Here is a 25,307-nt window from a genome sequence, read left to right on the forward strand (position 1 = left end):
ACTTACTTGGTCAACACTATTTTTAGGTTCGACCTACCTGAGCCATGACCGGAGGCCGAGGGTGTACTCAGCTACACCCCACGCTCGGGTTGCGGGCACACTGTGCTCGGGGGCCGCCGCCAGAAGACTGGACTCCAGACGGCAAGCGACCCGCGGAGGATCCGGTGAACGGTGGACTGGTGCAAGAGACACGGCTGCAACGGCATGTGCGGGCCCCCTGGCGCGGGCTGGCGCTCTGGCTGCTCGGCATCCCCGCGACCCTCGTCGGGCTGTGGTTCATCACGGTCGTCTCGATGATCACGAGCTTCGTCGGGGTGCTGCTGTTCCCGTCCTCGACGATGCTGCTGCGCGAGCGGCTCGACGCGTACCGGGTCCGCATCAACCGGTGGACCGACGTCCGGATCGCGCGGCCGTACCTGCCCGAGCCGGAGCAGGAGCCCGGTCTGAGCGGCATGTTCAAGCGGTTCATCGCGCTGATCAGCGACCCGGCCACCTGGCGGGACTACCTGTGGGTCCTCACCGACCCGGTCGTCTCGGTCTTCACCGCGGCGCTGCCCGGCCTGCTGATCCTCTACGGGCTGTGGGGGTACGTGCTCGCCGCCTTCGCCGGCGACATGATCGGGCACTACGGCGGCAGCGACTGGTACGCCTACGTCCACGTCACCGAGGGGTACGGCCGCGACACCGGGCGGGTCCTGTCCACCGTGGTCGTCGCCACCGCGTGCATCGCCGCCGGGTACCTGATCGGCCCGAAGATGCTGACCGCGTACGGGCACTGGGGCCGCACCATCCTCGGCCCGACGAAGAAGTCCGAGCTCGCGCTGCGCGTCCAGCACCTCACCGAGACCCGGTCCGAGGCCGTGGACGCCTCCGCCGCCGAACTGCGCCGCATCGAGCGCGACCTGCACGACGGCGCGCAGGCCCGGCTCGTCGCGATGGGGATGAGCCTCGGCGCGATCGAGCACCTGCTCGACAAGGACCCGGAGAAAGCCCGCATCCTGCTCGCCGAGACCCGCGCCTCGTCGGCGAAGGCGCTGCACGAGCTGCGCGACCTCGTCCGCGGCATCCACCCGCCGGTGCTCGCCGACCGCGGCATCGGGGACGCGGTCCGGGCCCTCGCGCTCGACCACCCGCTGGACGTCGAGGTGTCCGCCGACCTGCCGGCGCGCCCCGAGCCGCCGGTCGAGTCCGCCGCCTACTTCGCGGTCTCGGAGATCCTCACCAACGCGGCCAAGCACTCCGGCGCGTCCCGCGTCTGGGTCGACATGCGGTACGAGGACGGCATGCTGCGGATCAGCGTCACCGACGACGGCCGCGGCGGCGCGAGCCTGGAGGGCGGCTCGGGGCTGCGCGGGATCGAGCGGCGAATCGGTACATTCGACGGCGTGCTCGCCCTCAACTCCCCCGTGGGCGGCCCCACCATCGTGACCCTGGAGCTGCCTTGCGCGTTGTCCTCGCCGAAGACCTCGCTCTCCTGAGGGAGGGCCTCGTCAGCCTCCTGGAGTCGCACGACTTCGAGATCGCGGCGGCCGTCGACAACGGGCCGTCCCTGCTGAAGGCGCTGCTCGACCACCGCCCGGACGTGGCGGTGGTCGACGTGCGCCTGCCCCCCTCCTTCACCGACGAGGGCCTCCAGGCGGCGCTGGAGGCGCGGCGGCAGGTCCCGGGCCTGCCCGTCCTCGTGCTGTCGCAGTACGTCGAGCAGCTCTACGCCCGCGAGCTGCTCGCCGACGGCACCGGCGCGATCGGCTACCTGCTCAAGGACCGGGTGTTCGACGCGGCGCAGTTCGTGGACGCGGTCCGCCGGGTCGCCGCGGGCGGCACCGCGATGGACCCCGAGGTCATCTCCCGGCTCGTCGCCCGCAACACCCGCGACACCCCCCTGGGGCGCCTCACCCCGCGCGAGACCGAGGTCCTGGAGCTGATGGCGCAGGGCCGCTCCAACGCGGCGATCGCGGAGCGGCTCGTCGTCACCGAGCGCGCGGTCACCAAGCACACCGCGAACATCTTCGCCAAGCTCGACCTCCCCGTCACCGGCGACGACAACCGCCGCGTCCTCGCCGTCCTGGCCTACCTCAACCGCTAAAACCGAGCGGAGCGAGCCGGGGGGCGTGGGGGGTCGCCCCCCCACAGGCTGCATAGTCGTGGCGTCGGGTCGTTCCTTCCGGGGCGCGGCGGTGGCATAGTCTCCCCCGCGAGCAGGCCCGGGGAGGGCGTGATGACGGTGATTCTCGTTCTGCTGTGCCTGGCGATCGCCGGGCGGGAGCTGTACCTGGCGTTCGAGCGCGGGCGGACGCCGGGCGCCCCCGAGATCGCCGACATCCGCACGCAGCTCCGCGCCCTCAAGGGCACCCGCGACGAGCTGGCGGAGTTCCGCACGTCCCAGCGCGAGCGGCTCGACGGGCTCGCCGCCGACCAGGAGCGCGACCGCGCGGCGCTGGAGGAGACCGACGCCCGGATCCGCTCGCTCGTCACGCAGATCAACGACCGGCTGGTACCGGACGTGAGCGGGCGGCTGCAGGAGCATCGGGACGCGGCCGAGGAGCAGCGCGCGGCCGTGGAGCGGCTGGCCGCCGAGACGGCCGAGCTCCGCAGGCACCTCGTCGGGCGGCTCGACCAGGCCGTCGCCGCGTCCCTCGGCGCCGACCCCGCCGACCTAGTCTCCGGGGCCCTCGCCGTCGTCCCGGCCGGCGACCGGCCGGCGCTGACCGGCCCGTTCGAGCGGTTCGCCGGGCATCACGGGCTGCGCGTCGAGCTGACCGACGGGGACCGCTACTACCTGTCCGGACGCAGCCCGCGCGCCCTGGAACGCGACTTCGTCGACCTGGTGGCCGCGCTCCGCGAGCACTGCGTGGACTCCACCGGCCCGGCGCGGACCCTGCTGGGCGCGCTCCGCGACGTCGACCGGGGCGGCGCGCGGATCGGGCCGCTCCTCGTGGTGCGGACGCCGGAGTCGCTGGTGTGCGGGGTGCTGCCGCTCGCCGAGCTGCGCCGCCCCGACACCGCCGGGCTGCTCGACGACCCGGACGCCGCCGCCGGGCGCCTGCACCGCCTCCCCGAGGGACGGTTCTGCGACGTGTCGGCCTGGCCCGCGCTGAACGCCTAGACCTCAGAGCCCGCGCGTCACCGCAGGGGCGCCGTCCAGGGGAACTCGGGCGCGCGGCGTTCGAGGAACGCGGCGATGCCCTCCTCGACCTCGCCGCTGGCGGCGACCTCGGCGAGCCACCGCTGCGTCATCTCCTGCACCGGGCCGGCGGCGACGATGGCGTCCACGATGTCCTTGGTCGCCTGCTGGGTGAGCAGCGAACGGGACGCGAGGGTCTCGGTGAACGCGGCGACGCGGTCGTGCAGGCCGCCCGCGGGGACGACCTCGTCCAGCAGCCCGATGCGCAGGGCGTGCGCGGCGTCCACCAGGTCGGCGGAGTAGAGCAGGTACTTCGCCGCCGACGGGCCCACCAGCCGGACGAGCCGCGCCGTCGCGGCGGCCGGGTAGACGATGCCGAGCCGGGCCGGGGTGATCCCGAACCGCGCGTCCGGCTCCGCGAACCGCAGGTCGCAGGCGGCCGCGAGCTGGCAGCCGCCGCCCACGCAGTACCCCTCGATCGCGGCGAGCGTCGGCTTGCGGAACGCGGCGAGGGCCCGCTCGGCGACCGTCGACAGGTGCGAGTCGTCGTCGCGGTGGATGTCGTCCAGCTCGGAGATGTCGGCGCCCGCGCAGAAGTTGCCGCCCGCCCCCGTCAGCACCACGACCCGGACGGCGGGGTCGGCGGCGAACCCGTCCAGGATGCCGGGCAGCGCCCGCCACATGTCCGCCGACATGGCGTTCCGCTTGGCCGGCCGGTCGATCACGACCGTCCCGACGCCCCCGGCGACCTCGAACCGCAGCCCCTCGCCCATCGTCCTCCCTCACCCCTGAGCAGCGCGGCTCATCGTATTCGCCCGCCGTCCGGCACCGGCCACCGGACGGTCATCGGAACCTGGGGGCCGATCCGGTAGTCATAACCCTCGTCAGCATCGCCACCGATGAGACCGGCGGCGCGGCCGGGGGAAGCCGCGGCGCCGGACGGACGCAGGGGGACATCCGCATGGAAGCCGTCACCGAGCTCGGGGAATGCGAAAGCGCCCCCGATTGCTGTACTGTCATGGCAACGTCCTTGAATTCTCACGACTCGCGTCGAGGACGTCTCTTCCCCGCCCGGGCCATCTGAGCGCCCGGTGACTTTCCGGTCCGGCACGCACGGCGTGCAGGGCCGCCGCACAAGGGAGCCGACGTCAGCCCGGTGAACCGAGCTGCATATCTCGCATTCCTCTCGCGTACGCGCCGCGGGTTCCGCCGCCGTACGCGGACTTCGACTCCGGGCGGCGCCGACCACCGCGCGCCCGCCTGAGAAGGGACCCTTATGTCCGCCCCCACCCTCGAATCAGAACCCGCCGCGGGCCGCAAGGCCCCCGCCCGCGGCGCGCACGCGGTCTCCGCGCAGAGCGCCCGCAAGGACGCGCGCCAGCAGGGACGGCGCCCGGCCGACGACGCGCCGACCGTCCCCTTCCAGGGTCTCCTGTCCGTCCAGGACAAGCACGCGTTCGTCCGCACGTCCGGCTACCTCGCCGGCCCGGACGACGTGCACGTCTCCCTCGCCCAGGTCAAGGCGCACCACCTGCGCCCCGGCGACGTGGTCGCCGGCTTCGCCAGGGCCCCGAAGCAGGGCCGGGGCGACTCGCCCACCCTCGCCCGCGTCGAGACGGTGAACGGCCTCCCGGCCGCAGAGGCCGCCGGCCGCCCCGAGTTCGGCGCGCTGACCCCGCTGTTCCCCGAGGAGCGGCTGCGCCTCGACACCGGCCCGCTCGCGACCCGCGTCATCGACCTGGTCGCGCCGATCGGCAAGGGGCAGCGCGGGCTCATCGTGTCGCCGCCCAAGGTCGGCAAGACGATGGTGCTGCAGGCCGTCGCGAACGCGATCGCGCAGAACAACCCCGAGGTCCACCTGATGGTCGTGCTCATCGACGAGCGGCCCGAGGAGGTCACCGACCTGCAGCGGACCGTGCAGGGCGAGGTGATCCACTCGACCTTCGACCGTCCCGCGCGCGACCACACCGCGCTCGCCGAGCTCGCCGTGGAGCGGGCCAAGCGCCTCGTCGAGCAGGGCCACGACGTCGTGATGCTGCTCGACTCCATCACCCGGCTCGGCCGCGCCTACAACCTCGCGGCGCCCTCCAGCAGCCGCATCCTCGCCGGCGGCGTCGCGACGACCGCGATCTACCCGCCGAAGAAGTTCTTCGGCGCCGCCCGCAACATCGAGAACGGCGGCTCGCTCACCATCCTCGCCACCGCGCTGGTGGAGACGGGGTCCCGCATGGACGACGTCTTCTTCGAGGAGTACAAGGGCACCGGCAACATGGAGCTGAAGCTCGACCGGAGCCTCGCCGACCGCCGCGTCTTCCCCGCCGTCGACATCGAGGCGTCCGGCACGCGCCGCGACGAGCTGCTCATGTCCCCCGAGGAGCTCGCCCTCTCCTGGCGCCTGCGCCGCGCCCTCCAGGGCCTGGACAAGCAGCAGGCCGTCGAGCAGCTCCTGGAGAAGATGAAGGGCACCTCCTCCAACGCCGAGTTCCTGCTCCGCCTCCAGCAGACCACCTGACCGCTAGCCGCGCTTCTCCGGCCTGAAGGACTTGAGGATCTTGTCGTAGAGGCGCTGGCCCGGCGTCCACTCCGGATCGGGCGCGTGGAAGCAGAACTCGTAGCCCGCCGCGCGGCCGCACAGCACGTGCCGGACGGCGTCGTGCACCCCGTCCCGCCAGGTGAACTCCCATTCGGCGGCGCCGTCGACGACCTCGGGCACCGGCTCCAGCCGCAGCCGCCGGTAGCCGGGATAGCGGTGCTCCTTCACCGCGCCGCGCTCCTCGGCGCGCAGCCCGGCCAGCGGGTCGCCGGGAGCCGGGGCGATGCGCAGCCCCCGACCGGTCTCGGCGTCCTTCCAGGTCATCACGCTGCCGCGCCGCTCGGCCTGCCAGCCCGCGGGCACCCGCACCGAGTAGGCGCCCGACTCGTGGTACCGCGCCGTCTTCATCGACACGCCCGCCGCCGGACGCAGCGCGACCGAGTCGCTCTTGCCGATCGACGTCCACCGGGCCGTCCAGGTGCCCGCGCCCGCAGCGACCGCCGCGAGCAGCGCCACGCTGACGACCGCCCCCGGGCGCAGCCGGCGCGACGGCAGCGCCGGGACGCGCCACCGCGCCTGCCGCGAACCGCACGGCGGGCTGCCGGACGGACCGCCGCCGCGCAGCGTCCACGGGACGCGCGGCCCGCGCCGGACGGGCGCGCCCGACGCCTCCCGCGGCACCCGGGCGCCGCCGAGCGCCCGCGAAGCGCGCCGCGGCACGGCCCGGTGCGCGGAGAAACGGCGGGAATGCGGCACCGGAGCCCTGGTGAAACCGGGTTCCGGAAGGGTTCCGATGAGCTTTTGCAGCAATTCCGCGGTGGCCTCGGCCGTCAATCTGTCCTCCGGCCCCTGCCGCAGGAGCCCTTCGATGACCGGGGTCAGCGGTCCGGCCCGGACCGGGCGCGCGTAGTCGCCCAAAAGGACCGCCACCATCGACGCCAGGGCGTGGCAGCGCAGGAACGGCGAGAAGCCCTCGACCGCCGTGTAGAGCGTCGCGCCGAGGGACCACAGGTCGGACGCCTCCACACTCGGCAGGCCGTTCACCCGCTCCGGCGGAAGGTACGCGGGCGAGCCCTCGATGCCCGCAAGCAGCGTGTCGGCCGGCTGCGGCCCCTTGCCGGTGTGGACGGCGAGGCCGAAGTCGCCGAGGAGGACCCGCCCGTCGTCGCAGATCAGGACGTTGCTGGGCTTGACGTCGCGGTGCAGGATGCCCGCCGCGTGCGACGCGCGGAGCACCGACAGGACCGCCGCGCCGATCTCCGCCGTCCGGCGCACGCCGAGCGGGCCGTCCTCCGAGACCAGCCTGTGCAGGGAGCACGCCTCCAGGAACTCCATGACGATCCAGGGGCGGCCGTCCTCGATGATGAGGTCGTGCACGGCGACGACGCCGGGATGCCGGAGCGCGGCCGTCGCGCGGGCCTCGCAGAGCAGACGCCTGCACATCACCCTGCGTTCGCCCTCGGTGATGCGCGGGGGGAGGTGGACCTCCTTGACCGCGACGTCCCGATCCAGCATTTCGTCATACGCCCGCCAAACGGTGCCCATACCGCCTCTGCCGACGACAGAGAGCAGGCGATACCGTCGCGCGAGCGGTATCAGCCGATCCCCACTCATGGGCGGGTAATCGCCGGAACGCGCCCAAGACACGCTCCCACGGCATCAATTGATTTTTGACTGGCGTCCGCCGAGGAAAATGCGCCCGAGCGTGGTAATGACCACACAGGGTAACGTTACCGGTACGCTACGCGAGCAAACTTCTGGCCCACTTGTAATCCGACTTGCCGACGGCGGTTCGCTGTACCTCGTCCACCAGGGTCATCTGCCGCGGGAGCTTGTAGCCGGCGAGGCGGCCGCGGCAGTACTCGGTCAGCTCCTCCAGCGTCACCGTCGCGCCGGGGCGCGGGGCGACGACGGCGGCGACGCGCTGCCCGAACCGCTCGTCCGGCAGGCCCACCACGACCGCGTCCTCCACGGCGGGGTGGTCCTTGAGCGCGACCTCGACCTCCTCCGGGTACACCTTCTCGCCGCCGGTGTTGATCACGAGGGAGCCGCGGCCGAGCAGCGTGATCGTCCCGTCCTCCTCAAGGATCGCGAAGTCGCCGGGGATCGACCAGCGCGTCCCGTCCGGGGCGGTGAAGAACGTCGACGCGGTCTTCCCGGGGTCGTTGTAGTAGCCGAGCGGGATGTGGCCGCTGCGCGCGAGCCTGCCGATCTCGCCGGGCCGGGCGACGTTCAGGTCGTCGTCGAGGACGGTGATGCCCGGCCTCATCATGAACCGGGCCGTCCCCTCCTTGGCGCCGACGGACGGGCCGCACGCGCCGGTCTCCGACGCGCCGTAGTTGTCGAGGAACATGATGTTCGGCAGGTGCTCCTGCAGCGCGGCCTTGGCCCCCTCGGTCAGCGGCGCGCCGCCGGAAGCGATCGCCATCAGCGACGACGTGTCGTGCTCGCCGGAGGCGAGCGCCTTCGCGACCGGCCGCGCCATGACGTCGCCGACCAGCATCATCACGTTCGCCTGCTCCTCGGCGAGCAGCCGCAGGGCCTTGTCCGCGTCGAACGCGTGGTCGGTGTAGAGGACGACCTTGGCGCCGCTGAACAGGCCCATGAACGCGACCCACTGCCCCGCGCCGTGCATGACGGGCGCGCAGTCGAGCACGGCCATCGCGGGCTGGTCGGCGTTGGCGGCCAGCTCCTCGGGGCTGCCGATGGGGTCGCCGAGGACGTTCCCGCCGCCGAGCGCGCCGAAGAAGATGTCCTCGCAGCGCCACTCGACGCCCTTCGGGTAGCCCGTCGTGCCGCCCGTGTACATGATGTAGCGGTCGTCGCCGGAGCGTTCGGGGAAGTCGTCGTCCGGCGCGGCGGCCGCGAGCGCCTTCTCGTACTCGACCGCGCCGGGGATCTCGGCCTCGGAGCCGTCCTCCAGCACGAGGACGTGCCGCAGCTTCGGCAGCTCGCCGCGGATCTCCTCGACCTTCTCCAGCAGCGAGCGCTCCCCGACCAGCGCCACCGAGTCGGAGTCGGCCAGGACGTGGCGCAGCTCGGCGGCGACGTAGCGGAAGTTCACCGGGATCGGCACCGCGCGGACCTTGAACGCGCCGAGCATGGCCTCGATCCACTCGGCCCTGTTGTAGGCGAGGATCGCCACGTGCTCGCCCGGCCGCACGCCGGCCTCCGCCAGATGGTGCCCGAACCGGCTCGCCCGCTCGCTGAGCTGCCGGTACGTACGCCGCTCGTCGCCGGCGACCAGGGCGGGGCGGTCCGGCCCCGCCGCCGCCAGGATCTCGAGCAGGTCGGCCAGGTTGTAGCTTCGCGCCATGCCACGTCCTCGCGTGTCGGGGTGGGGACTGCCCCTGATCCTCCATGCGGAGGGGCGCCGACTCAATCCTTGTCGACATTCAGTCCAATGAGATGAGTCACATCTCACGCCGCCTGATCCGGCCACGCGGATGCTTCTTACACGGCTCTTATCTGGGTACCGGCATGCTTGGCCGTAACGATTGAATATCAGACGGGGGTAGTGGTGAGCGCAGGCGCGATGGCGTGGACCCCGCCGACGTGGGATGAGATCGTCAGCGAGCACTCGACCAGGGTGTTCCGGCTGGCGTACCGGCTGACGGGCAACCGCCACGACGCCGAGGACCTGACCCAGGACGTCTTCATCCGGGTGTTCCGCTCCCTGTCCTCCTACAGCCCCGGCACGTTCGAGGGCTGGCTGCACCGGATCACGACGAACCTGTTCCTCGACCGCGCCCGCCGCAAGCAGCGCATCCGGTTCGACTCCCTCGGCGACGAGGCCGCCGAGCGCCTGCAGGGCCGCGAGCCGGGCCCCGCGCAGGCCTACGACGAGCGGCACCTCGACCACGACATCCAGAAGGCGCTGGACGGCCTCGCCCCCGAGTACCGCGCCGCCGTCGTGCTGTGCGACATCGAGGGCCTGTCGTACGAGGAGATCGCCGCGACGCTGAACGTCAAGCTCGGCACCGTCCGCTCGCGCATCCACCGGGGCCGCGCCCAGCTGCGCGCCGCCCTGGAGCACCGCCGCCCCGCCGAGTGCACGCAGTGACGGCCGCGCACGCGACGAGTGAGCACGGCGACGAGTGAGCACGGCGAGAGCGAGCACGACGTCCCTGGGCGCGTGACGAGCGTCACTAGTGACCGCTGAGTAACTTCCGGCCTACTCTTCGCCCGTGGACAAAGCGCGGGTGAACATCGCTTACGAGCGCCGCGGCGAGGGTCCGCCCCTCGTCCTGCTGCACGGCATCGGCCACCGCCGCCAGGGCTGGGAGCCGGTCATGGACCTGCTCGCCGCCGAGCGCGACGTCGTCGCGATCGACCTGCCCGGCTTCGGCGACTCCCCGCCGCTGCCCGCCGGCACCCCCTACACGCTGGACGCGGCCGTCGCCGCCCTCAGCGAGGCCTTCGCCGCCCTCGGGCTGGACCGCCCGCACATCGCGGGCAACTCGCTCGGCGGCCTGTTCGCCCTCGAAGCCGCCGACCGCGGCCTCGCCAGCTCGGCGACGGCCCTGTCCCCGGCCGGCTTCTTCAACGCCCTGGAGCTGCGCTACGGCATGTCGGTGCTGCGCGCCTCGCGGCTCGGCGCCCGCGTCCCCGAGACGTTCCTCACCCGGCTGGCCCGCTCTCCTCGCCGCCGGAACCTCATGTTCGGCATGATCTACGGCCGTCCGGACCTGATGGACATCGAGACCCTCGCGGGGGACGCCCGCGCCATGCGCGACGCGCCAGGCTTCGAGCCCACCCTCCGCGCGGGGCGCACCACCCGCTTCCTCGGCTCCTGCGCGGACGTCCCCGTGACCATCGCATGGGGCACGAAGGACCGCCTGCTCCTGCGCAGCCAGGCCGTCCGCGCCCAGCGCCGCCTCCCGCACGCCCGCTTCGTCTGGCTGGAGGGCTGCGGCCACGTCCCCATGGCCGACGACCCGGCCCTCGTGGCGAAGGTCCTGCTGGAGGGCAGCGCACACCCCGTCCTCGGCGCCAAGTCCGAAGCCGCCGCGTCCTAGGCCGTCCTTCGAAGGCGGAGCCGGAGCAGTCGATGGTCCCGGTTCACGCCTCGCGGCGGCATCCGGCGAGGAGGATGGCGACCATCTGCCTGGCTTCGGCCTGGCCGTAGTCGGGGCCGGTGATGCAGAGGTTTCCGATGGCGCGCATGAGCGTGTAGGCGGTGATGTCGGGGCCGAGTTCGCCGGCGGCGGCGCATGCCTCGAGCAACGTCGCGCAGGCCGGGACCAGGGTGTCGAGCATCAGGGCGTGGAGGTTCTCCAGCCCTGGATCGCCGGACCCCAGGGCGGCTCCGAGGCCGTGCTTGGTCACCAGGAACTCGACGAACGCGTCCACCCAGCGGGTCAGGGCGGTGAACGGGGAGGCCGACTCCTCCAGGAGCCGGGGGGCGAGTGCGGCGGCCGTGTCGATCTGGTGCCGGTAGACGGCGGTGACGAGATCCGCCCGGGTCGGGAAGTTCCGGTAGATCGTGCCGACGCCGACGCCGGCGCGTTCGGCGATGTCGCGGACAGGGGCCTGGACGCCCTGTTCCACGAAGACCGCCGCCGCGGCCGCCAGCACGCCGCTGCGGGTGCGCTGCGCCTGCGCTCGGCGCACTCCGACCGGTTCCGGCACGGGACCCTCCTTTTGCTCGCGGAACGATGTTCCGCTACTTTGGCGGAACAACGCTCCGCCAAATTATGGCAGAGCGGTCCCACGGAGGAAGCGCAGGTCTCCCATGTCCCACCGTCAGCTCGACCAGCGGATCGTCTCGGTCAAGCCCATCACCGTCCCCGCGCCCGGCCGCGGCATCGACCTGCAGGTGAAGGTCACCGCCCCGCTGTCGGGCCGGAACCTGCCGGTCATCGTGTTCTCCCACGGCAACGCATGGTCCCTGGACGCGTACGAGCCCCTCGTCGACCGGTGGGCCGCAGCCGGATTCATCGTGGTGCAGCCCACCCACCTGGACTCCCGCCGCAACGCCATCGGTTGGGACGACCCGCGCTTCCCCACCATCTGGCGCGTCCGGATCTCCGACCTGCACGCGGTCATCGACGGCCTCGGCGACGTCCTCCTCCAGCCCGGCGGCCTGGAGACCCGCGTCGACCGTGAGCGCATCGCGGTCGTCGGCCACTCCTGGGGCGCGCAGACCGCCGGCGCGATCCTCGGCGCGCGCGTGCTCGACGCCGACGGCGTCGCCGGAGAGGACTTCTCCCACTCCGCGGTCTCGGCCGGTGCGCTGATCGCCGCGACCGGGACCGGCGACTCGCTCACCCCGTTCGCCGCCGAACACCTTCCGTTCATGAGGCCGGACTACTCCACCATGACCACCCCGGCCCTGGTCGTCGCGGGCGGCGAGGACCGGTCGCGGCTCTCCACCCGGGGGCCGGACTGGTTCACCGACGCCTACCACCTCAGTCCATCCCCGAAGAGCCTGCTCGTCGTCGCCGAGGGCGAGCACACCCTGGGCGGCGTCGCCGGCGAAGCGGTCGCCGAGACCACCGACGAGGACCCCGCCCGCGTCGACCTCGTCGCCGATGCGGTCTCCGCCTACCTCCTCGACGCCTTCAAGGTCGACGACGCCGCGTGGACCGCCTTCCGCAACGCCGCCGCGGGCGACGAAGGCGCGTGGAGCATCTCCAGCAAGTGAACCGGCCGGACCGCTCCGCCGACCGAGCCGGGCAAGAACATGGCGGCTCGCGGCGACCGACCGCTGTGAGCGCCGCGTGTTCGAGTGGCCGGCGCTTTCGGGAGCACGGCCGCTAGGGCTTCAGGCGCTCGGCCAGATAGGCGAGGATCTCGTCCCTGGCCCGGAGCGTGGGATGTCCCTCCTCGTCGACGAGGTGGGCGGTGACGACGCTGTGGGGGGTGCCGACCACGTCGCGGAAGAACGGCGGCGGGTCGGTGCTCGCGGCGCCGGCCGGGAGGACGCGGCCGTCGAAGGCGTCCCCGAGCAGGGCCCGGTAGGCGGCGAAGCGCCGGCCGGTGCACCAGCGGTCGCCCTCGAAGCGGTAGGCGAGGACCTTCAGCCCGTCGCGCGCGACGCGCTCCTTGACCGCACGGGCGTCTTCCTCGCTGAGTTCCAGCCCGGCGGGGTCGTCCAGCGGCAGTGACGGGTGGTTGACGACCGGCGCGATGACGGCCGGTTCGAGCGCCATGGTGAGCGCGAAATTGCCGGTGAAGCAGAGCCCGATCGCGCCGACCCCCGGGCCGCCGCACTCGGCGTGGGCCTGCCGGGCGAGCCCGCGCAGCCACGCCGTGACGGGGCTGGTCCCGCCTCCGGCGAACGCCCGGAACTCGGCGCTCACGCAGGTCCGGCGGACGATCCGCTCGCCGTCCTCGACCGTGGGGTAGGCGCCGTCGCGGCCGAAGAGCGAGGGGACGTGGACGGTGAAGCCCGCGTCCCGCACCCACCGCGCCAGCCGCAGGACGTCCGGGCTGATGCCCGGCATCTCGGGCATCAGCACGACGGCGGGGCCTGTACCCGCGACGTACACCGTCTTCACCACCCCGTCCACGTCCACGTACCGGCGGTCGAAATCGGTGATCGGGTCGTCGAGATGCCCGGTCTCGGGACGGTCGTCGGCGCCTGCGGCCTCGCCAAGGCCCTCGTCAGGCCCGGTTGCGTCGTGCGTGCTGATGGAGTCGTTGATTTCCATGGGGACAGCGTGGCCGGGGGACGGACGGCACGGGGAGAGGCCAGATCGCCATGTCCGGGGGTAATCTCGCCATCGGCGGCAAGCGGCGGGAGGCGAGCGTGGGCGCATTGCGGGTCGGCGTGCTGGCCTATCCGGGCTGCTTCGCGTCGGAGGTGTTCGGCGTCCCCGACCTGCTGACGATGGCCGGGCACGTCGCCGGTCCCGACCGCGCCGGGTACGAGGTGGCGGTGCTGTCGCCCCGCCGCCGCGTCGTCGCCTCCGGCGGCGTCGCGCTGGCCGTGGCCCCGCTCCGCGAGACCGACGTGCTCGTCGTCCCGGGGTTCGAGCTGCACCGGGCGCTCGACGTGGACGCGAGGCTGGCGGGGCTGTCCCCGGAGATCGCGGCGATCCGCTCGCACGCCGCGGGCGGCGGTGCCGTCGTCTCGATCTGCGTCGGCGCGTTCCTGCTCGCCGAGGCCGGGCTGCTCGACCGGCGCCGCGCCACGACGGCCTGGCTGTTCGCGGACGAGCTGGCCCGGCGCTGCCCGGACGCCGACGTCCGGTCCGACCTCCTGGTGGTCACCGATGCCGGGGTGACGACGACGGCGGCCTTCAGCGCCATGTACGACTTCGCGCTGCAACTCGTCCGGCGGCACAGCGGTGCCCGCGTGGCGCGGGCGACCGCGCGGATGGCTCTCGTGGACGACGCGCGCTCGTCCCAGGCCCCCTACGTCGACGCCCGCCTCCTCCCGCAGCCCGGGCACGAGTTCTCCCGCAGGGTCATGCGGCGGCTCGACCAGAACCTCGCGGCCCGGTACGACCTCGCCGCGCTGGCGGAGGCGTTCAGCGTCAGCACCCGGACGCTGCTGCGGCGCTTCGCCAACGAGACGGGCCAGAGCCCCCTCGAGTACCTCCAGTCGGCCCGCGTCCGGCGAGCCCGCCACCTCCTGGAGACCACCGACCGGACGGTCGCCGCCATCGCCGCAGCCGTCGGGTACCGGGACCCCGGAACCTTCGCCGCCCTCTTCGCCAAGCACACCGGGCGGCGCCCGAAGGACTACCGCGTGGCCTTCGGGCGCCCCGCCGACTGACGGCGACGGGCCGGGCTCGGAAGCGAAAGGCCGGGGCCCGCGCGTCGCATTCGCACGGACCCCGGCCCCGGGGTTCGCTCGGCTCAGCCGGTGACGGGAAGGTCGCCGGGAACCGGGGTCGGGGCGGGGGCCTCGCCGGGCGGGGTCGGGGACGGCGTGGGCTTGCCCGGCTGCGACGGCTGCGACGGCTGGCCGGGCTGCCCGCCTCCGCCGCCCTTGCCGCAGGTGGCGGACGCGATGCTGATCGTCTGGGTCTTGCCCGCCAGGGTCGCCGACACCTCGATGGCGGTGACGGTGAGGTTCCCGTCGTGCCCGCGGACCTGCTTGTTCAGCGTGACCGTGACGGCGCCGAGGCCCTTCAGGTCGGTGGTGACGGTGGTGTTGGGCGTCGCGCCGATCCGCAGCGTCCGGGTGCCGAGCGTCGCCTTCGCCACGTTGGAGACGCCCGTGCCGTTCTCGCACCTGGCGGTGACGGCGTGCGCGGACAGGCCGAGCCTGGCCACCCGCACGTCGGCGACGGACGCGCGGCCGTGCCCGGCCCAGGCGGCGCCGTTCAGCAGCCGTGCCTCGACCAGCGGGTTGGCGGGCAGTTCGGCCGCGCTCTTGCGGACCGGCCGCTGCGCCGAGGACGCCACCGAGGACGTCGGCGGGACGACGACGGAGCCGGTGGCGGAGACGGCGACCGCCGAGCCGACGCCGCCGGGGGACGCGATCGGGGCGGCGGAGGCGGGGGAGGCCGACAGGCCGAACGGCAGGGCCAGCGCGCCGGCGACGGCCGCGCACTTGGTGAGTGCCTGCAAACGCACGGTTCTCTCCTTCAGGGGTTCGTATTCGCGGGGATGGTGGAAGTCGGTGGGATGTCGAGGGCCGGTGGGACGGTGAGCGGTCCGGCCGCGGGGCCGGACGACCGGACGGCCGTCAGTCCGTGATCTGGACGGGCGTGCCGAGCGGAACCTTCGCGAGCCGCTTCAACGCGTCGGCGGGCACCCGGACGCACCCGTGCGTGACGGCCCTGCCGAACACCGATCTGGTCGGCCAGCCGTGGAACGCGACCGTCCCGGGGCCGCCGCCGAAGCTGTCGAGGGTGGCGGAGTGCGCGCCGACGGGCAGGATCAGCGGGCTGTAGGTGGGCTTCTCAGGGGCGAGGGAGGCGAGCAGGAACGTCCGTCCTGTGGGTGTCGGCGTCTTCGGGGCACCGACCGCCACGGACCATGAGCCCACCTGGCGGCCGCCCTGGTACAGGGTCATCTTCCGGTCGCCGAGGTCGACCCTGACCGAGCTGGAGCTGCGCGCGGCCTTCAGGCCGGCGTCGGGGATCCAGCCGGTCACGCCGTTCGGGCGGCTCGGCAGCAGCACGCGCCGCCAGCCGGGGCGGCTCTCCACGACGGGCACCCAGGTGGGGCCCTTGAGCTGGGTGCTCGGCAGTTCGGCCACGGCGGGCGCGCCGGGTTTCGCCGACACCGGGACCGTGTCGAGCGGGTGCACCACGGTCCCGTCGCCCTTGGCGGACGGCGCGTCGTCCTTCGGCAGGTCGTCCAGCGTCGTGTACGTGGTGGCCTGGGGCAGCTTGTCCAGGCCCCCGGCGGGGGTCGCGCCGGCGGACGGCCCTTTGCCGCCTCCCCCGCATCCGGTCACGAGCAGGGCCGTCACCAGCAGGGCCGGTGCCGCCGTCAGGGCCGTCCGCCCGGCGGCGCGCGGTGGTTCGTCGCTCACGAAGACTCCAAGTGATCCCGCCGGAGAGGGCTCCGGCTCGCCTCTGTGCCCGCTGTCTACGCACGAGGAGCCGGAGGGGTTGCACGGTGTGCGGGACGGATCGCACTCCGTACCGTGCGGTCGGCTCCGAAGAGGGCGGCAGAACCGGGAACAAGCCGGGATTGACAGCTGTTTGAACCCTCAACTAACCTTCGACAAGTCGTTGAAGTTTCAAGCATCACGGACGGAGTCACCATGAGCATCACCGCCGTTGCCCCCGGACTGACCGCAGGCACCTGGAACATCGACCCGGCCCACTCCGAGGTCACCTTCGTGATCCGGCACCTGATGACCAAGGTGCGCGGCACGTTCACCGACTTCACCGGCAGCGTGCAGATCGCCGAGGAGCTGGCCGAGTCCACCGCCACCGCGGAGATCAAGGTCGCCTCGATCGACACCCGCAACGCCGACCGCGACGCCCACATGCGCACGGCGGAGGTCCTGGACGTCGAGAAGTACCCGACCATGACGTTCGCGACCAAGGGCGTCCGCGAGGAGGACGGCGAGTACCTCCTGGACGGCGACCTGACGATCAAGGGCGTCACCCGGCCGGTCACGCTCACGGTCGAGTTCAACGGCGTGGGCGAGGACCCCTGGGGCGGCACGCGCGCCGGCTTCTCCGCCGTGACCACCATCAGCCGCAAGGAGTGGGGCATCGAGTTCAACGTCCCGCTCAAGGGCGACAAGGCCCTGCTCGGCGACAAGGTCGAGATCCAGCTGGAGATCCAGGCCGTCCGCGCCTGAGCACCTCCCCATCGCCGGAAGGGCCGCCCATCCCGGGCGGCCCTTCCGCCGTTCCGGGACCGGGTCGCAAGCCAAGGCACCTTCGCTCCGGAGCAGCCCGCCGTCCGGGGCAGCCGGCCGTTTTGAGGGCCTCGCTCCAAGGGACCGCCTCTCCAAGGAGGGCGCCGGTTCCCAAGCGGGCCGCTAGTCCAGGGGGAGGCGGAGGGCGAAGCGGGCACCGGAGGGGTGGTCCTCGATCCGCAGCGTCCCGCCGTGGGCCTGGGCGATCTCGCGGGCGATCGCGAGGCCGAGGCCCGCGCCGCCGGCGTCGCGGCTGCGCGCGGTGTCCAGGCGGGTGAAGCGCTCGAAGACGCGCTCCCGGTCGGCGGGCGCGATGCCGATGCCGTCGTCGGTGACGACGAGCAGCGCCCGGCCGGCCCGCCTGCCCACCTCAACCGCCACGCGGGACTCGGCGTAGCGCTCGGCGTTGTCGAGCAGGTTGCCCAGCAGCCGGACGAGCTGCATGCGCACCCCCCGGACCATGACGCCGGGCGCGAGCTCGGTGACGATCTTCACCTCGAACGTGCGGCGGCCGACCTCGGCGGCGGCGAGCGCGGACAGGTCGAGCGGCTCCTGGACGGTGCTCCCGCCGGTGCCGATCCTGGCGAGCAGCAGCAGGTCGGTGACGATCGACTCCAGCCGGTCGGTGTCGCGCAGCGCCGAGTCGATGACGCCCCGCAGATCGTTGTCCTCCGGGTGCATCGAGGCGTCCTCCAGGTTGGCCCGGAGCCCGGCGATCGGGGTGCGCAGCTCGTGCGAGGCGTCCGAGGCGAACTGCCGCTGCCGCGTGACGGCCCGCTCCAGCCGGTCGAGCGTCTCGTTGGCGGTGCGGGCGAGCTGCGCGATCTCGTCCTGGCCAGGCGGCTGCGGCACCCGGCGGCTGAGGTCGGTGGCGCTGATCTCCGCGAGCTGGGCGCGGATCGCCTCGACCGGGCCGAGGGTGCGCCCGACGACGCGCCAGGTGATCCACGCGGCGACGGCCGCCAGCAGCAGCACGCCCGCGCCGAGCACCGCCTCCAGCAGCCCGTTCACCAGATACGACGGCTGCCGCGCGGCCGCGTACACGACCACGGAGTCGGGCGCGGTGCTGACCCGGATCGCCTCGACCACGAGGCACTCGCGGTCCGGCCACCGGCCGCGGCACTCGGTGAAGTCCTGGACGCGCATGTTGCTCGGCGGCCAGAGTCTGCTCACCGGTGGTCTGTCCGTTCCGGGGGGTGTGGCATTCGTCACCCGCCCGCCGGGCTCCACGACCTGGATGAGGATCTGGCCGCGGGTGTCGTCGCGGATGACGCCCTCCAGCGTCCCGTCGCGGACTCCGCCGCTCACCCGCCGCGCGTCCACCTGCGTCCGGCGGAGCAGTTCCGCCTTGACGGCGCCGCGAACGGCGACGTCCGCGCCGATCGCGGTCACTCCGAGGGCCAGCGCGGCGATCACCGCGGCGACGAGCGTGTCCCTGGCCCGGATGGAGCGGGGGCGCATGCGCATGGGGCCTCCAGGACCGGCGTACCGGTTTCCCGGCGCGACGACACACGGTACCGGCCGGTCACGAAACGGGGAGCCCGAAACTTCGCGCCGTGTTTTCACCTTCGCCTACTGGGACATCCCGTTTTATGACGATTCCCTCCGGAGTACAGGGACGGACACATGGGCAGGGACGTGGCTTCGGTCGCCATCAGCGGTGAGGACCGGCGGCGGTATCGCGAGAAGGTGCGCAGGTGCCTCGACGTGCTGGCCCGCATGCTGGGCGAATCCCAGTTCGACTTCGAGCGCCCGCACATCGGCCTGGAGATCGAGCTCAACCTGATCGACTCGCTCGGCGATCCGCTGATGCGCAACGCGGACGTGCTCAAGGCGATCGCGGACCCTGCGTGGGCGACCGAACTCGGTCAGTTCAACCTTGAGATCAACATCCCGCCCCGCGAGCTCGGCGGGGAGGGCACCGGCGCCCTGGAGACGGAGGTCCGCGACCACCTCGCGCACGCCGACGACCGGGCCCGCGAGGTCGGCGGGCGGCTCGTCATGATCGGCATACTGCCCACCCTGCGGCGCACCGACATCGGCGAGGAGACCCTGTCGTCGAACGCGCGCTACAAGATGCTGAACGACGAGATCTTCGCCGCGCGCGGCGAGGAGATGCGCATCGCCATCGACGGCCCCGAGCCGCTGCGCATGCACACCGACACCATCATCCCCGAGGCCGCCTGCACCAGCGTCCAGTTCCACCTCCAGGTCAGCCCCGACGAGTTCGGCGCGTACTGGAACGCGGCCCAGGCCGTCGCGGGCGCGCAGGTCGCGATGGGCGCCAACTCCCCGTTCCTGTTCGGGCACCGGCTCTGGCACGAGACCCGCATCACCCTGTTCGAGCAGGCCACCGACACCCGGCCCGACGAGCTGAAGGCGCAGGGCGTCCGGCCCCGGGTGTGGTTCGGCGAACGCTGGATCACCTCCGTCTTCGACCTCTTCGAGGAGAACACCCGCTACTTCCCGTCCCTGCTGCCGCTGTGCGACGACGAGGACCCCCGCGAGGTGCTGGACCAGGGCGGCATCCCGGAACTCGGCGAACTCACCCTCCACAACGGGACGATCTACCGCTGGAACCGGCCCATCTACGCCGTCGTGAAGGGCCGCCCCCACCTGCGCGTGGAGAACCGCGTCCTGCCCGCCGGGCCGTCCGTCGCCGACGTCGTCGCCAACGGCGCCTTCTACTACGGCGTCGTCCGGATGCTCGCCGAGGAGGACCGTCCCGTCTGGTCGCGGATGTCCTTCGCCACCGCCGAGGAGAACCTCCACCGCGCCGCCCGCGACGGCCTCGAATCGACCCTCTACTGGCCCGGCATGGGCGAGGTGCCCGCCTCCGAGCTCGTCCTGCGCAAGCTGCTGCCGCTCGCCCACGAGGGCCTCGACCGCTGGGGCGTCGACCCCGCCCGCCGCGACCGCCTCCTCGGCATCATCGAGCGCCGCTGCGTCACCGGCCAGACCGGCGCCGCCTGGCAGATCAAGACCGTCCAGGCCCTGGAGGAGGAGCACGGCGTCGGCCGCCACGACGCCCTGCGCATGATGACCCGCGCCTACGTCGAGCACCTGCGCGGCAACGAGCCCGTCCACACCTGGTAACCCGAGGATCTTCACAGCTCCCGCACAAATCACACTCGGCGCCCCCAAACCGTCCTTCTAGAGTCGGGTGCCGTGACCGAGAACGAGACGCGCGTCCTCATCGTGGAGGACGAGCCGACCATCGCGCGCGCGGTGGCCGACCGGCTGGCGGCGGAGGGTTTCGCCGTCGAGGTGGCCGCGGACGGGCCGTCGGCGGTCGAGCGCGCCCGCGCGTACGAGCCGCACATCGTCGTGCTGGACGTGATGCTCCCCGGGTTCGACGGCCTCGAGGTCTGCCGGCGCGTCCAGGCGGAGCGTCCCGTGCCGGTGCTGATGCTGACGGCGCGCGACGACGAGACCGACCTGCTCGTCGGCCTCGGCGTCGGCGCCGACGACTACGTGACCAAGCCGTTCAGCATGCGGGAGCTGGTGGCGCGCCTCCGCGCCGTGCTGCGCCGCGTCGAGCGGCCCGCGATGGACGACGGCGACGGGCCGGTGCGCGTCGGGGACCTGGAGGTCGACCAGCGGGCCCGCCGGGTGCGCCGCGACGGCCGCGAGGTCCACCTCACGCCGACCGAGTTCGACCTGCTCGCGTGCCTGCTGCGCAACCGGGGGGCGGTGCTCACCCGCGCCGTCCTGCTGGAGCAGGTGTGGGACTGGGCGGACGCGTCCGGGACGCGGGTGGTCGACAGCCACGTCAAGGCGCTGCGCCGCAAGCTCGGGCAGGAGCTGATCCGGACCGTGCACGGCGTCGGGTACAGCCTGGAGGCCGCGCAGTGACCCGCACGGGGACCGCCCGCCCCGAGGGCGCCCGGCTCGCCCGCAGCCTGTGGGCGCGGCTGCCCCGGCCGCTGGACCCGCTCCGGTCGATCAAGGTGAAGCTCGGCGTCGTGGTCGTCGTGACGGCGTGCGTCGCCGTGCTGATCGTGCTGTGGGGGTACCCGTTCGGGTTCCGCGCCCGGGAGACGATGCCCGTCGGGGTGCTGATCTCGCTGGTCGTGACCCAGCTGCTCGCCCACGGCATGACCGCGCCGCTGCGCGAGATGACGGCGGCGGCGCGGGCGATGGCGCGCGGCGACTACAGCCGCCGGGTCCGCGCCACCTCGCGCGACGAGGTCGGGGAACTGGCGCAGGCGTTCAACCGGATGGCCGCCGACCTCGCCGAGGTCGACCGGCAGCGCCGCGAGTTCGTCGCGAACGTCTCGCACGAGCTGCGCACCCCCCTCAGCGCGCTGCGCGCCGTGCTGGAGAACGTCGCGGACGGCGTCACGCCAGCGACGCCGGACGTCCTGGAGACGGCCCTCGACCAGACCGAGCGCCTCGGACGCCTCATCACCCAGCTCCTGGACCTCTCCCGCGTCGAGGCGGGCGCGGCGGCCCTCGACGTGGCCGACATCGACATCGCCGCGTTCGTGTCCGACGTCATCGCGGAGGCGCGGGCGGGCCGCCCCGACACGCTGTTCGAGGCGGACGTCCCGCCCCGCCTGCGCGCCGCCGCCGACCGCGACCGGCTCCACCAGGTCGTCGCGAACCTGCTCGACAACGCCGCCCGGCACGGCCCGGCCGGCCGCCCCGTCACCGTGACGGCCCGTTCCGCGAACCCTTCCGGCGGTCTGATCATCGAAGTAGCCGATGAGGGACCAGGCATTCCACCCGAGGAGCGCGCCCGCGTGTTCGAGCGCTTCTCCCGCGGCTCCGCGCCGGGCACCGGCACCCCCGGCGGCGGCACCGGGCTCGGCCTCGCCATCGCCAACTGGGCCACCGAACTGCACGGCGGCGACATCACCGTCATGGACACCCCCACCGGCTGCCGGATCCGCGTAGTGATCCCCCCGATTCCCGGAGACCCCCGATGACCGACCACCCCACGAACCCGTCCGACGACCCGCCGTCCACCAACCCCTCCGAACCCGCCGCGTCCCCCGCCCCGGAAACACCCGCACCCACCCCCGCCACGCCACAAAAACCCGCCGCCGCCACACCTCCCACACCAGCCGAACCGCCTGCGCCCGACACCCCTCCCACTCCCAGCGCGGCCCCCGCCCCTGACGCGGCCCCCGCCCCCGACGCGACTTCCGCCCCCAACGCAGCCTCCACCCCCAGCACGCCTCCCGCCCCCGGCACGGCCTCCGCGCCCGGCGCGGCCTCCGCGCCCGGTGCGGCCTCCGCCCCCAGCACGCCTCCCGCGCCCGGTGCGGCCTCCGCGCCCGGTGCGGCTTCCGCCCCCAGCACGCCTCCCGCGCCCGGTGCGGCCTCCGCGCCCGGTGGGGGTTCCTGGGACTGGCCCGGCGCGCCTTCGGTGCCTGGGGCGGGTGCCGCGCCTGGTGGGGCTTTCGCGCCGCGGGCGGGGGGTTATCCACCGCCTGGGTATCCGGCGCGGACGGGGGCTCCGCCGCGGCCCGTCGTTTACAAGCCGACCAAGCTGGAGCAGGCGATCGTCGGGTGGAAGAGGCCGGCGCGGCCCATGTCGGGGGCGCTGGCCGCGGGCGCGCTCGTCACGGCGTTGATCGGCGCGGTGACGCTCGGCCCGTCGATGGCGCACGGCCTCGGCGTGGGCGTGCTCATCACCGCGACGGCCGTGGCCTACGTGGCGGCCGCGTCGGCGTGGTCGGCCGGGCGGGGGATGCGCGCCGCGTCCGGCGGGCGGCGCGGGCTCGCGTCGGTCAACCGGACCGGGGCGGCGTTCCTCCTGCTGTCGGTGGGGCTGGCCGCGACCGCCGCCTACCGGGACGCCGACTGGGTCGTCGTCCCGGCGCTCCTGCTCGCCGTCGCCGTGGGCTCCTACGGGACGTCCGGCGGACGGTCCTGGGCGGAGGTCCTGTTCGGCGGCCTCGCGGTCATCCCGGCGGTCGGCTGCATGGTGCCGTGGACGACGCGCGGCGCGTACGGCGCGCTGACGTCGGGGCGCGGCAACGCGTGGCCGATCCTGCGGACGGGCATGATCGCGGGCGGGCTGGTCGCCGTGTTCGGCGCGCTTTTCGTCGGCGCGGACGCCGCGTTCGGCAGCCTGGCGTCCGGGCTCGTCCCGGAGATCTCGCCCGGCACCGTCGTGCTGTACGGGTTCGCGGGCGTCCTCACCCTGGTCCTGGCGTGCTCCGCCGCCTTCCTCGGGCAGGCGCCGCCGCCGCTGCACCTGCTGAGGCCGGAGCCCGGCAAGCCCGCCGGGCGCTGGTCGTGGGCCGTGCCGATCGCGGCGCTCGACCTGCTCTTCCTGCTGTTCTGCGCGATCCAGGCCGGCGTCTTCCTCGCCGACGACAAGGACGAGCTGCTCCGCTCGACCGGCCTCACCTACGCCGAGTACGCCCGGCAGGGATTCTTCCAGCTCGTCGTCGCGACGGTGCTCGTGCTGGCGGTCGTCGCCGTCGCCAAGCGGTACGCGCCTTCCGGCGGCAAGGGCGACCGCGTCACGGTCCAGACCCTGCTGGGGCTGCTGTGCGCGCTGACCCTCGTCGTCGTCGCGGTGGCGCTGCGCCGGCTGTACCTGTACGAGGAGACCTACGGCTGGACGAGGCTGCGCCTGTGGGTGCATGCGTTCGAGCTGTGGCTCGGCGTCGTCGTGGCGATGGTCGCGCTCGCCGGCGTCCTCCGGGGACGCGTCGCGTGGCTGCCGAGGGCGGTCGCCGGGAGCGGCGCCGCCGCGATGATCGTCCTCGCGCTGGTCGGCCCGGACGGGTTCATCGCCGAGCACAACGTCGCCCGGTACCGGCAGACCGGCAAGATCGACGTCGGCTACCTGCGGAACCTGTCCGCCGACGCCGTCCCGGCCCTGGACCGGCTGCCCGAGCCGCTGCGCTCCTGCGCGCTGCGCGAGATCGCCTACGACCTCGAGGACGACGAGCCCGCGATGAGCGCCAACCTCGCGCGCAACCGCGCCCGCGCCGTCCTCGGGGAGCGCCCCGCCGACGACTCGGCCGACTGCTCCACTATCCGGTCCGATCGATGGTGAGCAGGGCGTACGCCGCGAGGGTCGAGTCGTCGGTGATGCGGCCCTCGCGGATGAGCGCCTTGAACTCCTCCTCGCTCACCCACTTCTGCCGCATGTCCTGCTCCTCGGGCTCCCGGTCGGCCTCCCCGGCCTCCAGGTCGGACGCGACGAAGATGGTGAAGCCCTGGCCGCTCGTCCCGTGCGAGCAGTTCAGGTAGCCGAGGCGCCGGAGCGTCCCGGCGCGCAGCCCGGTCTCCTCGGCCAGCTCGCGCCGGGCGAGCTCCTCCGGGTCGGCCTCCCGCCGGCCCGGGAGCGCGCCCTGCGGGAAGTTCCAGGTGCGCCTGCCGATCGGGTAGCGGTACTCCTCCACGAGGTGGAAGCCGTCGCCCTCCACCGGGATGACCAGCACGAAGTCGGGCTTGTCGACGACCCCGTAGATGCCGCGCGAGCCGTCCAGCCGCTCGACCGCGTCCTCCCGGACGACCATCCAGGGGTTCTCGTACACCACGCGGGACGAGACCTGCCGCACCGCGGGCCGCTCCTCCTCGCTCATGCGCCCGCCCCGTAGCGGTAGACGAGTTCGTGCCGGTCGCCGACCACCACCCGGTGGGTGACCTCGACGACCCGGTCGTCCTGGTCGTGGGCGCGCCGCCACAGCGTCAGGACGGGCTGGTCGGACCCGATCTCCAGCGTCCGCTGCTCGTCGACACGGGGCAGCCGGCACGTCACCGACTCCTCGAACGTGATGCGGAAGCCCGCCTCCTCCAGCCGCGAGTAGATGCCGCCCGAGCCCGTGTCGACCTGGCGCAGCACCGGGATCCTCTCCACGATGTCCAGGATCACCCAGGTCGTCGCCGTCTGGACGGGCGGCTCCCCCTCCACGCCCTGGACGCGCGCCCGCTCCAGCACCCGCGTCCCGACCGGGACGTCGAGGCGCGGCGCGAGCCGGTCGTCGGCCTCGACCTCGGCGACGGCCGTCCGGGTGAACGGCGTGCGGCCGTCCCGCCGCGCCGACACGTGGAACCCGCGCCACTCGCCGACCTGCCGCGTGATGTCGGCCGCCGCGCGCCGCACCCGCGGGGCCGTCCGCACCTGCGCGCCCGCGCCGTGCCGCAGCTGGACGAGGCCCTGGTCGGCCAGCAGGCGCAGCGCCCGCCGGACGGTCGAGCGGTCGGCCTCGTAGACGCGCGCCAGTTCGCGCTCGGACGGCAGCCAGGCGGCGGGGTCCAGTTCGCCCTCGACGATGCGGGCGGCGAGCGCGTTGCTGATCGCCTGTGCCTTCGTGGGGGGTCGCGGCATACCAGATCCTGCTCCAGGTCGGTGCATTGACCTCATACCGTACAGATCCCACTTGCGCCCGCACCCTCTT

At 73.4% G+C, this 25,307-nt stretch carries 22 protein-coding genes and 1 pseudogene; 13 read left to right on the top strand and 10 right to left on the bottom strand.

The window, feature by feature from the left end; genetic code table 11:
• Nucleotides 1-179: 179 nt before the first annotated feature.
• The 3 genes from AB0C21_RS07325 (at nt 180) to AB0C21_RS07335 (ending at nt 3,106) form a co-directional block, all read left to right on the top strand.
• On the top strand, nt 180-1,478 hold the full coding sequence (locus tag AB0C21_RS07325; RefSeq protein ID WP_235036874.1) for a sensor histidine kinase: 1,299 nt from the start codon (nt 180-182) through the stop codon (nt 1,476-1,478).
• A complete protein-coding gene (locus AB0C21_RS07330) occupies nt 1,442-2,086 on the top strand; it encodes a response regulator (RefSeq protein WP_353817936.1) in 645 nt (214 codons plus the stop codon). The genes AB0C21_RS07325 and AB0C21_RS07330 overlap by 37 nt, the downstream gene beginning before the upstream one ends.
• 132 nt (nt 2,087-2,218) lie before the next feature.
• Complete coding sequence (locus AB0C21_RS07335; protein ID WP_500203177.1) at nt 2,219-3,106, top strand: hypothetical protein; 888 nt, start codon at nt 2,219-2,221, stop codon at nt 3,104-3,106.
• A 17-nt stretch (nt 3,107-3,123) separates the two neighbouring features.
• Here the strand turns inward: AB0C21_RS07335 and AB0C21_RS07340 are convergent, their stop codons facing one another.
• Nucleotides 3,124-3,897: an enoyl-CoA hydratase/isomerase family protein gene (locus AB0C21_RS07340; protein WP_500203178.1), complete on the bottom strand. Its 774-nt coding sequence runs from the start codon at nt 3,895-3,897 to the stop codon at nt 3,124-3,126.
• A 590-nt stretch (nt 3,898-4,487) separates the two neighbouring features.
• Between AB0C21_RS07340 and rho the strand changes: the two are divergent.
• Nucleotides 4,488-5,636: pseudogene (gene rho / locus AB0C21_RS07345) on the top strand (transcription termination factor Rho); the annotation flags it as partial.
• 3 nt (nt 5,637-5,639) lie between these two features.
• On the opposite strand, the gene AB0C21_RS07350 reads toward rho, so the two are convergent.
• Together AB0C21_RS07350 and AB0C21_RS07355 are read right to left on the bottom strand one after the other, a co-directional pair.
• A complete protein-coding gene (locus tag AB0C21_RS07350; protein WP_500203179.1) occupies nt 5,640-7,271 on the bottom strand; it encodes a serine/threonine-protein kinase in 1,632 nt (543 codons plus the stop codon).
• 127 nt (nt 7,272-7,398) lie between these two features.
• On the bottom strand, nt 7,399-8,973 hold the full coding sequence (locus tag AB0C21_RS07355) for an acyl-CoA synthetase (RefSeq protein ID WP_500203180.1): 1,575 nt from the start codon (nt 8,971-8,973) through the stop codon (nt 7,399-7,401).
• Between the two features lie 219 nt (nt 8,974-9,192).
• On the opposite strand from AB0C21_RS07355, the gene sigE reads away from it, so the two are divergent.
• Nucleotides 9,193-9,720 (top strand): RNA polymerase sigma factor SigE, encoded by a 528-nt coding sequence (gene sigE / locus AB0C21_RS07360; protein WP_149260191.1) that lies wholly within the window; start codon nt 9,193-9,195, stop codon nt 9,718-9,720.
• 124 nt (nt 9,721-9,844) lie between these two features.
• Nucleotides 9,845-10,675 (top strand): alpha/beta fold hydrolase, encoded by an 831-nt coding sequence (locus tag AB0C21_RS07365; protein WP_500203181.1) that lies wholly within the window; start codon nt 9,845-9,847, stop codon nt 10,673-10,675.
• 43 nt (nt 10,676-10,718) lie between these two features.
• Here the strand turns inward: AB0C21_RS07365 and AB0C21_RS07370 are convergent, their stop codons facing one another.
• Nucleotides 10,719-11,288, bottom strand: coding sequence for a TetR/AcrR family transcriptional regulator (locus AB0C21_RS07370; RefSeq protein WP_500203182.1), 570 nt, complete (start codon nt 11,286-11,288; stop codon nt 10,719-10,721).
• A gap of 103 nt (nt 11,289-11,391) precedes the next feature.
• Between AB0C21_RS07370 and AB0C21_RS07375 the strand changes: the two genes are divergently transcribed.
• Entirely contained in the window at nt 11,392-12,303 is a 912-nt protein-coding gene (locus AB0C21_RS07375; RefSeq protein WP_500203183.1) for an alpha/beta hydrolase family protein, read from the top strand.
• A gap of 112 nt (nt 12,304-12,415) precedes the next feature.
• Here the strand turns inward: AB0C21_RS07375 and AB0C21_RS07380 are convergent, their stop codons facing one another.
• Nucleotides 12,416-13,312: a dienelactone hydrolase family protein gene (locus tag AB0C21_RS07380; protein ID WP_500203184.1), complete on the bottom strand. Its 897-nt coding sequence runs from the start codon at nt 13,310-13,312 to the stop codon at nt 12,416-12,418.
• A 50-nt stretch (nt 13,313-13,362) separates the two neighbouring features.
• On the opposite strand from AB0C21_RS07380, the gene AB0C21_RS07385 reads away from it, so the two are divergent.
• Nucleotides 13,363-14,382 carry a GlxA family transcriptional regulator gene (locus AB0C21_RS07385; RefSeq protein ID WP_500203185.1) on the top strand — a complete coding sequence of 340 codons (1,020 nt, stop codon included), beginning with the start codon at nt 13,363-13,365 and terminating at the stop codon, nt 14,380-14,382.
• A gap of 83 nt (nt 14,383-14,465) precedes the next feature.
• On the opposite strand, the gene AB0C21_RS07390 is transcribed toward AB0C21_RS07385, so the two are convergent.
• Complete coding sequence (locus AB0C21_RS07390; RefSeq protein WP_500203186.1) at nt 14,466-15,188, bottom strand: choice-of-anchor P family protein; 723 nt, start codon at nt 15,186-15,188, stop codon at nt 14,466-14,468.
• Nucleotides 15,189-15,300: 112 nt separating this feature from the next.
• Entirely contained in the window at nt 15,301-16,095 is a 795-nt protein-coding gene (locus AB0C21_RS07395) for a L,D-transpeptidase (RefSeq protein ID WP_500203187.1), read from the bottom strand.
• Nucleotides 16,096-16,329: 234 nt separating this feature from the next.
• Here AB0C21_RS07395 and AB0C21_RS07400 point away from each other — a divergent pair, with 234 nt between their 5' ends.
• A complete protein-coding gene (locus AB0C21_RS07400; RefSeq protein ID WP_500203188.1) occupies nt 16,330-16,878 on the top strand; it encodes a YceI family protein in 549 nt (182 codons plus the stop codon).
• A 183-nt stretch (nt 16,879-17,061) separates the two neighbouring features.
• Here AB0C21_RS07400 and AB0C21_RS07405 read toward each other — a convergent pair whose 3' ends face one another.
• The gene (locus AB0C21_RS07405) at nt 17,062-18,405 is read right to left on the bottom strand and encodes a sensor histidine kinase (protein ID WP_500203189.1); all 1,344 of its coding nucleotides are present in this window, start codon (nt 18,403-18,405) and stop codon (nt 17,062-17,064) included.
• Nucleotides 18,406-18,564: 159 nt separating this feature from the next.
• Here AB0C21_RS07405 and AB0C21_RS07410 point away from each other — a divergent pair, with 159 nt between their 5' ends.
• The 4 genes from AB0C21_RS07410 to AB0C21_RS07425 all read left to right on the top strand — a co-directional run bounded on the left by AB0C21_RS07410 (nt 18,565) and on the right by AB0C21_RS07425 (nt 23,959).
• Nucleotides 18,565-20,034 carry a glutamate-cysteine ligase family protein gene (locus AB0C21_RS07410; RefSeq protein ID WP_500203190.1) on the top strand — a complete coding sequence of 490 codons (1,470 nt, stop codon included), beginning with the start codon at nt 18,565-18,567 and terminating at the stop codon, nt 20,032-20,034.
• A gap of 72 nt (nt 20,035-20,106) precedes the next feature.
• Nucleotides 20,107-20,793 (top strand): response regulator transcription factor, encoded by a 687-nt coding sequence (locus tag AB0C21_RS07415; RefSeq protein ID WP_500203191.1) that lies wholly within the window; start codon nt 20,107-20,109, stop codon nt 20,791-20,793.
• Nucleotides 20,790-21,869 (top strand): HAMP domain-containing sensor histidine kinase, encoded by a 1,080-nt coding sequence (locus tag AB0C21_RS07420; RefSeq protein ID WP_500203192.1) that lies wholly within the window; start codon nt 20,790-20,792, stop codon nt 21,867-21,869. The genes AB0C21_RS07415 and AB0C21_RS07420 overlap by 4 nt, the downstream gene beginning before the upstream one ends.
• 608 nt (nt 21,870-22,477) lie before the next feature.
• Nucleotides 22,478-23,959: a DUF4153 domain-containing protein gene (locus AB0C21_RS07425; protein ID WP_500203193.1), complete on the top strand. Its 1,482-nt coding sequence runs from the start codon at nt 22,478-22,480 to the stop codon at nt 23,957-23,959.
• On the opposite strand, the gene AB0C21_RS07430 is transcribed toward AB0C21_RS07425, so the two are convergent.
• Together AB0C21_RS07430 and AB0C21_RS07435 are read right to left on the bottom strand one after the other, a co-directional pair.
• Nucleotides 23,937-24,491, bottom strand: a complete 555-nt coding sequence (locus AB0C21_RS07430) for an NUDIX domain-containing protein (RefSeq protein WP_500203194.1) — start codon at nt 24,489-24,491, stop codon at nt 23,937-23,939. The genes AB0C21_RS07425 and AB0C21_RS07430 overlap by 23 nt on opposite strands.
• Entirely contained in the window at nt 24,488-25,237 is a 750-nt protein-coding gene (locus AB0C21_RS07435) for a GntR family transcriptional regulator (protein ID WP_500203195.1), read from the bottom strand. Before AB0C21_RS07435 ends, AB0C21_RS07430 begins: the two co-directional genes overlap by 4 nt.
• Nucleotides 25,238-25,307 lie beyond the last annotated feature (70 nt).

It is taken from the genome of Spirillospora sp. NPDC049024 (genome assembly GCF_040649235.1).
Lineage (GTDB): Bacteria > Actinomycetota > Actinomycetes > Streptosporangiales > Streptosporangiaceae > Spirillospora.